We start from the raw sequence: 13142 nt of genomic DNA, 5'->3' as shown, positions 1-13142 counted from the left end.
CTAGCATTTTTTAGGAACTTGATGCCATGACCAATCTTAGGAAAGGAGGGTTTATTTCGGTAGAACAAGGTCTAAAAGGTTAAAGAATAGTCATAAGTTTGACCGAACGCACAAATGCCAATTCCCATATATTTGATATGGAATAAAAACATTCACGCTTTGAAACATGCATTAATTTTCATTCATTTGTTGAAACACTGTTAACACTTTTTATAACCTTTATTTGTGCCACATTTTTGTCCCGAAAAGATGTAAAACAAAAAAAGATGACCGAAACCATCTTTTTAAATCAGTGTTTTAATCGCGCTCTAGCGACCGCCACCCATACACATAGGACTATCTGGTGCCCCATCTTGTTCAAGCTTCCACTCTTCGTTGGTGTAAGTGTGGATTGCTAATGCATGAATGTGATTATCGAGCTCATCAGCCAATACAGTATGTACCTGACGGTGACGTCCAATAAGGCGCTGACCCGCAAATGCATCACTCACCACAATCACTTTGAAGTGACTTTCAGAACCCGGCGGAACGTTATGCATATAGCTCTCATTGATCACTTTCAAATAATTAGGTTGCAGCTCACTGTGCAGTTTCTTTTCTATGATTTCTTGGATCATATTCAGTCCTCATTGATGCCAATTCGGTAAGTATATACTCTAGTTTACTAAATGAAATCAACGAAACGCCCCGCTGCGAGTTCTTCAACGCCAGGTAGTTCGCTAAAAGCCTGTGAAAATCAGTAAATTTGACAGCTTTTTGTATCTTGAATCTTCATCATTTGCGACAATAATCACTAATTTCCGAATCTACTTACGTTTAGTTATGAAAACCGAATTGAATCTTCATGATCGTAGCCTGACCCTACATCGTTTCCCAATGCGCTCTAATGAGACTCTTCAAGCATGGGACGCAGGTGATGAATACCTCATCAATCACGTGGAAGAACTTGCACTGCCTGACAATCAAAATATCGTGGTTATTAACGATAACTTTGGTGCGTTGGCTTGCTGGTTTTCAGACAAACACAATGTCACTTTAGTCAGTGATTCTTTTATCTCCCACAAGGGAGCACAACAAAACCTAGAGCAAAATGGTGGCAACAAGGTCGCATTTCTCACCACCATGGATGAGATTCCTGCGAATGCAGACTTGGTTTTGTTACAGCTACCTAAAAGCAACCGACATCTTGTTTGGCTGTTGAGTCAATTGCGTAAAACGTTGCCCGCGACCTGCCCTATTATTGCGGTCAATAAAGCGAAAGAGATCCATACTTCGACACTGAAATTATTCGAAAAATACTTAGGCGAGACAAAAACCTCTCTAGCATGGAAAAAACACCGTCTAGTCTTCTCACACGCAAATGCGCAACCTGTTGTGGAAGTAGACCCAATGACAGTATGGGGAGTTGACGGCGAAAACATCGAACTCAAAAACCTGCCAAATGTTTACTCTGGTGAAAGCCTGGATTTGGGGGCACGCTTTATGCTTCAACACCTCCCTCAAGATTCGGAGCTAAAACACGTCATCGATCTTGGTTGTGGTAATGGTGTTCTATCCGTAAAGATGGGGCAATTGAATCCCCAAGCACGCCTGACTTGTGTCGATGAGAGCTTTATGGCTGTCGAGTCTGCGAAACAAAACTTATTGGCGAATTTAGGAGAAGAGCGTGATATTCAGTGCATTGCCAACAACTGTTTGGATGGATTTAAATCAAGCAGTACTTGTATGGTGATGTGTAACCCGCCTTTCCACCAGCAGCAAGCGATTACTGATCACATTGCATGGCAAATGTTCTGCGATGCCAAACAAATACTGAACCAAGATGGCAAACTATTGGTCATAGGAAACCGTCACCTTGGTTACGATGCGAAGCTAAAACGTCTATTTGGCGACAAAAATGTGAAATTAGTCGCTTCTAACAATAAGTTCGTGATTTTACAGGCAACGAAAAATCCTGCTAAATTAGGCGCAAAGCAATAAAGTCCTGACTTTAGCAAAATGTTTAAAAGGAATAATAAGATGAAAAAACTGGTACTCGCGGCTTCGGTTGCTTTGCTTGCTGCATGTTCAGCGCCACAACAACCTCAACTGAATCTGATGCCTGAAACGACATTAAGCACAAACCCTATCGTACAAGGTAAGAGCTATAGCCTAACCAGTAAAGATGTACGCGCAGCACAATACGTTGCACTTGTTGACAACGGTCGTTCAAACATTTTGCCTCTTCATGCAAAGCAAAACCTACGCATTTCTCTTGAAGAAGCGCTAGAGAAGCAGTTCTCTTCTCAGGGCTTCCACTCTGATCTAAACAGTGACAATTCGATTGAGCTGCAAGTTCAAGAAGCGTTGGTGAACGTGAAGCATTCAGTGATGGAAAATCATATGGATGCAAAAGTGGTACTAGAGATCACGGCGGAAACTCCGCAAGGCAAGCTTGTTAAGACCTATACTGGTACAGCTAAACGTTCGGGAACATTAAGCGCTTCAGATTCAGATATTGAGCAAACATTAAATGATGTTGTTGCTTTAACATTGAAAGAAATCGCGAATGACCCTGAGCTTCGTCAATACATGCAGGAGCGATTCTAATGCTACGCAAAGTTATTCTTTCTCTCGCGCTATTGAGCTGCAGTGTTTTCGCCGGTCCGAAAGTTGCGTTTGAAACAACACTGGGTAACTTCACCGTTGAGTTAAATGAGGAAAAAGCGCCAATTACTGTCGCTAATTTCCTTAAATATGTCGAAGACGGTAGCTACGAGGGCACCATTTTCCATCGAGTGATCCCTGGCTTTATGGCACAAGGCGGCGGCTTCAACCAAGATATGCAAATGGTGAAGACATACGCACCAATTAAAAACGAAGGTAACAATGGTTTAAACAATGACCGTGCTACTATCGCGATGGCTCGTACCAACGCTCCAGACTCTGCTACTCGCCAGTTTTTCATTAACCTAGTAGATAACGACTTCTTGAACTATGGCGCTCGCCCACCGGGTTACGCTGTGTTTGGCGAAGTCACTGAAGGCTTTGACGTCATTCAAAAGATGGCACAACAGCCAACCAAATCTGTCGGTCGCATGCGCGATGTCCCTGATACGCAAATCGTCATCACCAAAGCAACACTGCTCAAATAGCCAAACTCATAAGCCCTTTGAATATTCGAAGGGCTTTCTCTTTTAGTGGCTCAATTTTAACGGATTGATTTATGTCTTCATTGCCTTCCATCACTTGGTTGGAAACGGTAAAAAGTTACCTTGATAAACGCCTGCTTTGGGTTTTCATGTTGGGTTGCTCCAGTGGCTTCCCATGGGTACTTATTGGTTCAAATATGTCGGGTTGGCTGAAAGATGCAGGTCTCACTCTGTCTGCTATTGGCTACTTCGGCAGTGTATTTGCGGTGTACGCAATCAACTTTATGTGGGCTCCTTTGGTCGATCGCGTCAAGCTGCCTGTATTACATCGCTTGCTAGGGCAGCGTCGTAGCTGGATCTTTCTATGCCAAAGTGTCGTGCTGGTCGCGACTCTATTTATTGCAGGTGTAAATCCAGCGGAAAACCTAGTTTTCACCTCACTGCTCGCATTGTGTATTGCCACCGCGTCAGCAACACAAGACATTGCGATTGATGCATTCCGTATTGATAGCTTTCCAAAATCAGAAGATTCGAAATTACCGCAAGCCTCCGCAATGGCAGTAATTGGTTGGTGGACTGGCTACTCTTTACCTGGTTACTTGGCATTCATCAATGCAGACAGTGTCGGTTGGAATGGCGTGTATTACGGCATGGCTTTTATTGTCATCATTTTGATGCTCTTCACTTTGCTGGTAGGTGAACCGAAAACACAGCGTGAACAACTTCAATCGGAAGCAGAGCAGCGCCATAAAGAAGTAGTTGGCTCTAAATTAGTCGCTTGGTTTACCGTTACCGTTGTAGAACCTTTCTTAGATTTCTTCAATCGAAATGGTGTTCGTGTTGCCATCACGCTTTTATTGTTTGTTTTCCTATTCAAGATTGGGGAAGCATTCTTAGGTCGTATGTCCATCGCTTTCTATAAAGAGATAGGTTTTAGCAACGAGCAAATCGGTTACTACTCGAAACTCATTGGCTGGGGCGCGACCATGCTGTTCACCTTTGTCGGCAGTATGTTCAACGTTAAGTTTGGTATTGTACGTGGCTTGATGATTGGTGGTATTGCAATGGCAGCAAGCAACCTGATGTTTGCTTGGATCGCGAAAGTCGGACCAAATGAACACTTGTTCTTGGCGACGATCATTGTTGATAACTTCACGACGGCATTCTCGACAGTGGCGTTTGTATCATTCTTGACGATATTGACCGGTCAAGCTTTCTCAGCGACTCAATACGCATTGTTGGCGTCGCTAGGTAACTTTGGGCGAACAACATTGGCGTCATTCAGTGGCGAACTGGTCGATTATCTGAATGATTGGACCACATTCTTCGTTATTACTGCCGTAATGGTTGTGCCAAGCTTGATCATGCTCTATTCATTGCGACACTACTTTACTGAGTTGCTGGAAAAGGCAAGACAAAGAAATTAAAGAAAAGATGATGAAGAAAGCCACCGAGATAAGGTGGCTTTTTGTTTGAGTTCCTAGCTTATGGATACATGCCTTTACCAAACAGATTGAAGATTCTCGCGACACCCTGTGTGAATATCATTGGCTCGGTCAGTACCGTTAAACATAAGCAGTCTTCACCAGGCTTAGTAAAAGGGCTATGTTTTACTGACGCATCTCTTACCAGCATATCTCCCACTTCGTAGTGACCATCTTCATCACTGAATCCACCATGGAGTACAAGTGTCGATTCTTGTCCTTTGTGCGTGTGCTGTGGAATACGAACATCTTCACTTATATACATAAGGTTAACGCGCGCATCTTCCCCTAAATCCAATTGAGCGCTATACACTTTTCCACCGTAACTCTTCCACTCCCCCACTAAATCTGAAAAGCGACTGAGCGTTTTCGGAAGCTTGAAATCTTTACCCGCAACTGCCACCTTCGCTACATCTTTAATAATAATGCTATCTGGTTTGGGTTCTGCCGTAATAATGTCGTTAAACATACTGTCAAACTCTGCATCGTATTCTGGTGAAATGTCACCAACGACAACATTCGCCTGTGCAGCTTCTAACTGATTTACATACGCTCGGCATTTGGAACAGTTTTCTAGATGTGTGGCAACCACCAGACCAGAAACTGCATCAATACTTCCGGAAGCGTAAGCTTCTAACAAGTTGTTATCTGGATGTTTGTTCATAATTGCTCCGTATGCATTGAATGCCTCAACTTCTCTACCGCGAGTCTCAATCGTGATTTCACGGTCCCCAAAGGTATGTCGAACAACTCAGCGACTTGTTGGTGTGGCAACTCTTCGAGGTATACTGCCTGCAAAACGTCTCTTTGATTCTTCGGCAGGATGTCTAAAAACTTCACCACCTGATCTTTGAGCATGTCTTGCTCTGGCGAATAATGGTCCACCAAATCAGGCGGATAATAATCTGATGGCCAAATGTCGTCAGAATGGATGTGTAGGTCCTTACCCTTTTGCTTTCTTAGTAAATCAAAACAAAGGTTACGGATAATGGTGTAAATCCATGTCGACAAAGCACTCTTGGTACCATCGTATAAATGAGCCTTTTGCCATACCGTTGCCATGGTTTCTTGCACCATCTCCATCGCAACTTGCTCGTTACCGACATGTTTGTAGGCGAACTGCTTAAGCTTTGGTGCATAGAAACGAAATACGAAAGCAAAAGCGTCTTTATCACGCGCTTTCACTTTATTCATGTATTCATTCCATTCGCTTCGCCCCAATTTTTGTGGGCTTTCACTCATCATAATCAGCCTTAATTGTTGGGAGGAGTTGCCCCCTCCCATCCTATGTTACTTGGTAATGTCACCAACAAGCAGACCAAAACCACCATTGTCATCAATTGCAATCGCCTGATATACCATGCCATTTTCTAGTGTAGGCAAAGGCGCAGGACCAATGACCGGAGTTTTATCACCTGGCGCTGTTACGGTTACAAAGTAATCGCCAGCAGTGACGTAAACATTTTGAGCACTATCTTTATACGCAAAGTTAGCTAATGCTGGATCACTTTGAGAAATATCTTGCGACGGTGTTAGATAAACATCCACACTTGCGGCTGCTGGATTTGCTGCTGCGTGAGTGACATTCAGTACCGCGCTTGTCGCAATCGATCTTCTGTTGTCCGATACCACAAGAGGCTCTACCGCAAGTGGTACCGCTGTACCCACAGCGTAAACACTGTAAGACATGCCACTATCCAAAGTTACATCAGCATCGATAATAGGGTCAGCTAGCCCCGCATCAACTGTTGCATTGTAGGTACCTGCATCAACCGAAAGGTAATTAGAGATATCTTTAAACATCACGTCGTTAAGTACGACATTGCCATCCAGCGCGACGTCCACATTTGGTGCACCATCGACAAGATGCCCTACTCTCAACTCAGATTTACTGCCTGTATTTAAAATAATAGACGACCCCATACCATCTAGCACTAGTAGCTTGACTGGTGAGCCCGAGATCGTACCGCCGGTTTTAATGGCAGCAATAGTCAAATCTGCGTTTGCAGGGAGCGGTATGGTACCGGAGTCAAAAGCAACGTTACCACCTGCAACAAGACGAACTTGGTAATCACCTGCAGCAATATTGAGGACGTCTGTCGAGTCTTTATACCCAAGAGTGGTAATAGGCGAAGAAGAAGCAAGGTCTGCGCCCGGGGCTGTTACATACAAGTCAACATCACCTACACCAGCAGCCGCATGCACAACTTGTACATCCAAACTGTTTTCATCAGCCATCGACATTGCGCTTCTTGTCACAATCAATGGCTCCACTGGATTAGCCGACCCCATTGCAGCATCACCAACAACAAATGCGGTGTATTTAAGGTCTGAGTCTAAATCCAACGACGTCTTATCAACCACGGTTGCAACTTCACCACCTGGCAGTTGTACGTCAACTTGAACCGAGTTTGTACCCTCGCGCAGTTTTACGTAGCCTGAACCCACACCGTAATCTACCCCAGTTAACGCTGCTTGGTCGTTAATCCAAACATTTGCTAAAGGGGCATCTGCCGAAGCGTGTACCGCTTGTAAATTCGAATATTCAATCGAGTCGCTGTCTGAACCACACGCAGCAATCCCTAGCACAGCAACCAAAGTTACTGCGGTTTTAGTTAGTCCTTTCATATCCTAGTCTCTCTTTTCGGTGGGGCGTCTATGGCTTGATTGAGAAATTCCAATGCTGGCAGGCAATCTTTTGCACCAACCAGCTTCTCAAACAACGCACTGTCGAGCGGCAGTAATTCAAGCCAACGTTGGGTGACCCACGAAGCATCATCATAAAAACGATGCTGGTAGAGCCTGCCCACCTGAGGAAACTGTTCGTATATATGATCGAGCTGCTTGCTCAAATAAAGAAAGTTGGGAGTGGGCGTTGGTTCGCACCAATTTTCAATCCACTCAACCTCAGCATGACGAAGACCATCTGAATCTGCTCGTACGCGCGTGACAGTAAAACGCTTTTCACCAACAACGGTGATACCAAGAAGCCCATCACTCAGTGTTTCGAAATCAACGATGGTGACCAAAGTACCAATAGACGACACATTCCCTACTGCTTTTGGATCCTCTCCACTACCAACAAGGCAAACGCCGAACCCGACATTTTGAACGCTGCATTCTTTCACCATGCGTTGATACCGTGGCTCAAAAATGCGCAAATTCATTTTTCCTTCTGGCAGTACAACCGAGGTTAAAGGGAATAACATGACTTCTTTCATTAAATCGTCCTCTTTGATTCCCAAACTCATACGAACGGTGTATTGGAGAGATCACTAACGATTTATGTTGGTTAATCGACTGGCTTAAAAAGTCATAAAAACGTTTACGCAAACGACATGCGTCACATATTTATTGCAAAATGATGCAACAAACGAAAAGTTCCGTGAAATAAACTTATTTCGTGACGAGCCTCACTAAAAACCTTCATTTTTGCATCCTTTATCACTTTCATTTGGGATTTTTATCGCTATTATTCCCGCCAATTGGAAAGCGCAGCAAAGATTGCGTGTTCTGAATCATTACAAACATAGAGAGTCCCCTTATGCGTAAATCACTTTTAGCTCTTAGCCTTCTAGCGGCTACTTCAGCTCCTGTAATGGCTGCTGACTACTCAGACGGCGACATCCACAAGAACGATTACAAGTGGATGCAATTCAACCTAATGGGTGCATTTGACGAACTTCCAGGTGAGTCTTCACACGACTACCTAGAAATGGAATTTGGCGGTCGCTCTGGTATCTTCGACCTATACGGTTACGTTGACGTATTCAACCTAGCGTCAGACAAAGGCAGCGACAAAGTTGGAGATCCTAAGATCTTCATGAAGTTTGCTCCACGTATGTCTATCGACGGTCTAACTGGTAAAGACTTGTCTTTCGGTCCAGTTCAAGAACTTTACGTTGCAACACTATTTGAGTGGGATGGTACTGATTACAAAACTAACCCATTCTCAGTAAACAACCAAAAAGTTGGTATCGGTTCTGACGTAATGGTTCCATGGTTTGGTAAAGTAGGTGTTAACCTATACGGTACTTACCAAGGTAACCAAAAAGATTGGAACGGTTTCCAAATCTCGACTAACTGGTTCAAACCATTCTACTTCTTCGAGAACGGTTCTTTCATTTCTTACCAAGGTTACATCGATTACCAATTTGGTATGAAAGAGAAATACTCAAGTGCTAGCAACGGTGGCGCAATGTTCAACGGTATCTACTGGCACTCTGACCGCTTCGCAGTGGGTTACGGTCTAAAAGGCTACAAAGACGTTTACGGTATCAAAGACTCTGACGCACTTAAGTCAACTGGCTTTGGTCACTACGTAGCTGTAACTTACAAGTTCTAATAGAACCCATAAGTTCCCCAAAAATGGCGCCTTCTGGCGCCATTTTTATTTGCTTTCCTTTTTTCCCTCATTATCCTTGCAGCAAACCTTTTTAATGAGAGCGTTTGGTGAATATTCTTATCCTTGGACCTGGAGCCATTGGCTCACTCTGGGCGACCAAATTCCAACTTGCCGGACACAACGTCTCCTTGTGGGGAAGAACCTCAGATAGTAAGCAACTGCTTCAACTTGATGACTCTCCTGCAATTAATTTTGCTAATCAACACCTTCCTTCTGTACAAGCCGCAGACCTGATTGTTGTGACAGTAAAAGCATGGCAAGTAGACGAAGCGATAACCCCTCTTTTGCCGTATATCAACACTGATACCATTGTAATGCTGATGCACAATGGCATGGGAACAGCACCACTTTTGGAAACAAAGCTCACTGATAACCCTATCGTGATTGCAACCACCACACACGGTGCCTATAAACCAAGCAAAGCACAGGTTCTTCATACTGGTCACGGTCACACCCAATTAGGTGGTTTTAATACCAAAGGCAATCAATGCGAATTTCTTGCGCAAGTGATGAACCACGCTTTACCAGAAGTCAGTTGGAACCCAAACATCAATGCTGCGCTATGGACCAAGCTTGCGATCAATTGTGCAATCAACCCCCTGACAGCCATCCATCAATGCAAAAATGGTGATCTTGCTGCTCCTGAGTTTGCAGTGACATTAAAAAGCATCACTTATGAGTTGGTAGCAGTCATGAACAAAGAAGAGATAAAGATCGATTTTGACTCTTTACATGCCACAATTATGCAGGTGGTTAACGCTACAGCTGCAAACTACTCTTCTATGAGACAAGATGTCTTTCACCAACGTCGTACCGAGATAGACTTTATTACTGGTTATTTGCTGCAAGCTGCCGAAAAACACCAAATTAGTACGCCAGAGAACGCAAAACTCTATCAACACATCAAACAGATTGAACAAAGCTGGACAGAACAATGAACAAAAAGATCTTAGTACCTATCGCTCCGGGCACAGAGGAAATGGAAGCGGTAACCGTTATCGATATGATGGTTCGTGCTGGTTATGACGTGACGGTAGCAAGCGCAGACTTCGATGGTGCTCTTATAATGAAAGCCTCTCGCGGTGTAACACTGACAGCGGATTGTAAATTGGTTGATATTGCTGACGATGAGTTTGATGCAATTGTTCTGTCTGGTGGTGTTGGCGGCGCAGAAACCTTCCGTGATAGCACCATCATGATTGAGATTCTGAAACAGCATATGTACGAAGGAAAACTGGTTGCCGCGATTTGTGCAGCGCCAGCTTTGGTTCTGCAACATCATAACCTTTACCCTGAAGCCCTGATGACATGTCATCCAAGCTTCCAATCTCATATTCCTAAAAACAAATGGCGAGCTAAACGTGTCACCATGGATGTGAATCACAACCTACTGACAAGTCAGGGACCAGGAACTGCACTTGAGTTCGCGATGGAAATCATTATCAAACTTTCCGGTAAAGAACATGGATGGATGGTTGCTGAGCCGTTAGTCACTATCCCAACACTGCATTATCACGAACTCGGTGACGAATAATGTTTGACGTAAACGCTGTACGCGAACAGTTCCCAGCCCTAAATCAAGACGTCAACCAATCGCCTTTGGTTTACCTTGATAGCGCAGCAACAACACAAAAGCCACAGTGCGTGATCGATGTGATTAGCCGTTACTACAGTGCACAAAATGCTAACGTGCACCGCGGCAGTCACAGCTTAACAGCCAACGCGACCAGTCAATTTGAAGCGGCTCGTGAAACCGTTGCGAAGTTCATAGGAGCAAGCAGTTCAAAAGAAATCATTTGGACTAGAGGCGCAACCGAAGCACTAAACCTAATCGCACAAACTTATGCTCGCAGCACACTCCAAGCCGGTGATGAAATCCTGATCAGTGAAATGGAACACCACGCGAACATCGTGCCTTGGCAAATTGTCGCGGAACAAACGGGCGCGAAAATCGTTAAAGTTCCGATGACCTCCGATTGCCAATTCGATATCAATGCGTTTGAAGCACTATTGTCGGAGCGCTGTAAAATCGTGGCGTGTGCACAAATCACCAATGTCACTGGCTCTCGTCAACCTATCGAGAAAATCATCGCAACGGCACATGCAGCAGGTGCGGTTGTTGTTGTTGATGGTGCTCAAGGTATCGTTCATGAACCGTTGAACTTGGCAGAGCTTGATGTTGATTTTTATGTCTTCTCCGGTCACAAACTGTATGCACCCGCTGGGATTGGCGTACTGTATGGCAAACTTGAACTTTTAGAAGCAATGCCACCATGGCATGGCGGCGGCAAAATGGTCGAAAGAGTCTCGTTTGAGAAAACCACCTTCTCTGCCTTGCCGGGTAAGTTTGAGGCAGGCACACCAAACGTCGCCGGCGCGATTGCTCTAGCGAAAGCCATCGATTGGTACCAAAGCTTCGACCAAGCCGCAGTAGAGGCACATCTGCATTCTCTGCAGGACAAAGCTTACCAAGCACTAAGCCAGTTGGACGACATTCAAATCCTCGGTTACCAACCGAGCGCTTCAGTACTTACCTTTGTGATGGATGGCGTTCACCACCAAGACATTGCCACGCTGCTTGATCAACAAGGTATCGCTGTTCGTGCCGGGCATCACTGTGCGCACCCTCTGATGGATGCGCTCAACGTTAAAGGCACGGTGCGCGTTTCTTTTGGTATCTACAATACGTTAGAAGATGTTGAAAAGCTGATTGCAGCAGTCGAGAAAGCGGTCGATATGCTTTAACAGTAAAAATACCACTGTAGATTTATAGAAAAAGGGTTGAAACCGTTTGGCTTCAACCCTTTTCTTTATTCTGTTCTTTGTGCGGTTTTAACTAACCCCAACTACTGAGCCTGTGTTTTGATCTGCTCAACAATCGCTTTCAAACCATTACCACGCGATGGGCTTAGGTGAGCAATTAAACCGAGTTTTTCAAAGTAAGCATCAATATCAAACGCTTGGATTTGCTCTGCCGTTTTGCCATCGTAAGCCGCCATCACCAAGGCAATCAGACCACGAACGATACGCGCATCAGAATCAGCGCAGAAGTGCCATACGCCTTCTTGCTCTTTGCTCACCAACCACACTAGGCTTTCACAACCAGATACCGTAACTTGCTCTGATTTAAGCTCTTCAGGCATTTGAGGCAACTTTTTACCCCATTGAATTACCTGACGGTAACGGTCTTCCCAACCTTTAAATTGCTGCATGGTTGCAGCGATGTCTTCACTGGTAATGTCAGTGCCAAACGGTGAAACAGGAAAATCAGTCATGATGCGCTCTCTTCTCTGAATTACTTCTTATGCTTTTGGATCAGCTTTTCAACGATACGAGATACCGCAACAAAACCAAACGTTGCTGTTACAACCGTCGCTGCGCCAAAACCACTGGCACAGTCCATACGTTTTGGACCTTCTGCTGTCGATTTCACGCCGCATACTGAACCATCGGCTTGTGGGTACTTCAATTGCTCGGTAGAGAACACACAATCGATACCAAACTTACGTGCTGGATTTTTCGGGAAGTTATGATGACGACGCAATGTGTCTTTGATCTTCTTAGCCAGTGGATCTTGGATTGTCTTGGTCAGATCTGCCACCATGATTTGGGTTGGATCGATTTGACCACCAGCACCGCCGGTTGTGATCACTTTAATCTTGTTACTACGGCAGTAAGCCAATAGCGACGCTTTTGCTTTTACACTATCGATCGCATCCAACACGTAATCGAACTCTTTGCTCAAGTACTCGTGCTGGTTATCTGGCGTGATGAAATCGTCAATCAGATTGACCTTACACTCAGGGTTAATCAGCTTAACGCGCTCTGCCATTACTTCAATTTTGCTTTGACCAACCGTGCCAGTCATCGCATGAATTTGACGGTTAATGTTAGTCACACACACGTCATCCATATCGATAAGCGTCAACTCACCAATACCAGTACGTGCCAGCGCTTCTACCGCCCATGAACCAACACCGCCAATACCAATCACACACACGTGTGCAGCACGAAGAATTTCTACTTCGCTGTTGCCGTAGAGACGACGAGTGCCACCAAAACGTTGGTTGTAGCTGTCAGATGCCGGAGTATCGAGTTCACGCATATTGAAGTTCCAGATGA

15 protein-coding genes are annotated in these 13142 nt (G+C 44.7%); 8 read left to right on the top strand and 7 right to left on the bottom strand.

The annotated features are described in order from the left end of the window. Positions 1-308: 308 nt before the first annotated feature. Positions 309-617: a transcriptional regulator BolA gene (gene bolA, locus VHA02S_RS00930; RefSeq protein WP_005436644.1), complete on the bottom strand. Its 309-nt coding sequence runs from the start codon at positions 615-617 to the stop codon at positions 309-311. A gap of 205 nt (positions 618-822) precedes the next feature. On the opposite strand from bolA, the gene VHA02S_RS00925 reads away from it, so the two are divergent. The 4 genes from VHA02S_RS00925 (at position 823) to VHA02S_RS00910 (ending at position 4558) form a co-directional block, all read left to right on the top strand. Then, on the top strand, positions 823-1980 hold the full coding sequence (locus VHA02S_RS00925) for a methyltransferase (protein WP_038898373.1): 1158 nt from the start codon (positions 823-825) through the stop codon (positions 1978-1980). Between the two features lie 39 nt (positions 1981-2019). Then, positions 2020-2589, top strand: coding sequence for a YajG family lipoprotein (locus VHA02S_RS00920; RefSeq protein WP_009698663.1), 570 nt, complete (start codon positions 2020-2022; stop codon positions 2587-2589). Then, positions 2589-3134 (top strand): peptidylprolyl isomerase, encoded by a 546-nt coding sequence (locus VHA02S_RS00915; RefSeq protein ID WP_005450945.1) that lies wholly within the window; start codon positions 2589-2591, stop codon positions 3132-3134. Before VHA02S_RS00920 ends, VHA02S_RS00915 begins: the two co-directional genes overlap by 1 nt. 71 nt (positions 3135-3205) lie before the next feature. Further along, positions 3206-4558 (top strand): AmpG family muropeptide MFS transporter, encoded by a 1353-nt coding sequence (locus tag VHA02S_RS00910; RefSeq protein ID WP_009698664.1) that lies wholly within the window; start codon positions 3206-3208, stop codon positions 4556-4558. A 58-nt stretch (positions 4559-4616) separates the two neighbouring features. Here the strand turns inward: VHA02S_RS00910 and VHA02S_RS00905 are convergent, their stop codons facing one another. The 4 genes from VHA02S_RS00905 to VHA02S_RS00890 are packed head-to-tail and all read right to left on the bottom strand — an operon-like array spanning position 4617 to position 7836. Beyond that, positions 4617-5279, bottom strand: a complete 663-nt coding sequence (locus tag VHA02S_RS00905; protein ID WP_038898372.1) for a ChrR family anti-sigma-E factor — start codon at positions 5277-5279, stop codon at positions 4617-4619. Beyond that, entirely contained in the window at positions 5276-5860 is a 585-nt protein-coding gene (locus tag VHA02S_RS00900; RefSeq protein WP_005450938.1) for an RNA polymerase sigma factor, read from the bottom strand. The genes VHA02S_RS00905 and VHA02S_RS00900 overlap by 4 nt, the downstream gene beginning before the upstream one ends. A gap of 45 nt (positions 5861-5905) precedes the next feature. Then, positions 5906-7243 carry a DUF4397 domain-containing protein gene (locus VHA02S_RS00895; protein ID WP_038898371.1) on the bottom strand — a complete coding sequence of 446 codons (1338 nt, stop codon included), beginning with the start codon at positions 7241-7243 and terminating at the stop codon, positions 5906-5908. Beyond that, the gene (locus tag VHA02S_RS00890) at positions 7240-7836 is read right to left on the bottom strand and encodes an LON peptidase substrate-binding domain-containing protein (RefSeq protein WP_005450933.1); all 597 of its coding nucleotides are present in this window, start codon (positions 7834-7836) and stop codon (positions 7240-7242) included. Before VHA02S_RS00890 ends, VHA02S_RS00895 begins: the two co-directional genes overlap by 4 nt. A 323-nt stretch (positions 7837-8159) precedes the next feature. Between VHA02S_RS00890 and VHA02S_RS00885 the strand changes: the two genes are divergently transcribed. The 4 genes from VHA02S_RS00885 to csdA all read left to right on the top strand — a co-directional run bounded on the left by VHA02S_RS00885 (position 8160) and on the right by csdA (position 11765). Then, on the top strand, positions 8160-8960 hold the full coding sequence (locus VHA02S_RS00885; protein WP_015297182.1) for a nucleoside-specific channel-forming Tsx family protein: 801 nt from the start codon (positions 8160-8162) through the stop codon (positions 8958-8960). Between the two features lie 107 nt (positions 8961-9067). Then, positions 9068-9958, top strand: a complete 891-nt coding sequence (gene panE, locus VHA02S_RS00880; protein WP_038898370.1) for a 2-dehydropantoate 2-reductase — start codon at positions 9068-9070, stop codon at positions 9956-9958. Beyond that, a complete protein-coding gene (locus tag VHA02S_RS00875; protein ID WP_038898369.1) occupies positions 9955-10554 on the top strand; it encodes a DJ-1 family glyoxalase III in 600 nt (199 codons plus the stop codon). Before panE ends, VHA02S_RS00875 begins: the two co-directional genes overlap by 4 nt. Beyond that, positions 10554-11765 carry a cysteine desulfurase CsdA gene (gene csdA, locus VHA02S_RS00870; protein WP_017189206.1) on the top strand — a complete coding sequence of 404 codons (1212 nt, stop codon included), beginning with the start codon at positions 10554-10556 and terminating at the stop codon, positions 11763-11765. Before VHA02S_RS00875 ends, csdA begins: the two co-directional genes overlap by 1 nt. Positions 11766-11866: 101 nt before the next feature. On the opposite strand, the gene csdE is transcribed toward csdA, so the two are convergent. Then, a complete protein-coding gene (gene csdE / locus VHA02S_RS00865; RefSeq protein WP_038864626.1) occupies positions 11867-12295 on the bottom strand; it encodes a cysteine desulfurase sulfur acceptor subunit CsdE in 429 nt (142 codons plus the stop codon). A gap of 20 nt (positions 12296-12315) precedes the next feature. Continuing rightward, positions 12316-13125 carry a tRNA cyclic N6-threonylcarbamoyladenosine(37) synthase TcdA gene (tcdA, locus tag VHA02S_RS00860; RefSeq protein ID WP_005427322.1) on the bottom strand — a complete coding sequence of 270 codons (810 nt, stop codon included), beginning with the start codon at positions 13123-13125 and terminating at the stop codon, positions 12316-12318. Positions 13126-13142: the final 17 nt, after the last annotated feature.

Source organism: Vibrio harveyi NBRC 15634 = ATCC 14126 = KCTC 12724 (assembly GCF_001591145.1).
Taxonomy (GTDB): Bacteria; Pseudomonadota; Gammaproteobacteria; order Enterobacterales; family Vibrionaceae; genus Vibrio; species Vibrio harveyi.
The sequence above is the reverse complement of the archived record's forward strand: the minus strand, read 5'-3'. Positions and strand labels throughout refer to the sequence as shown.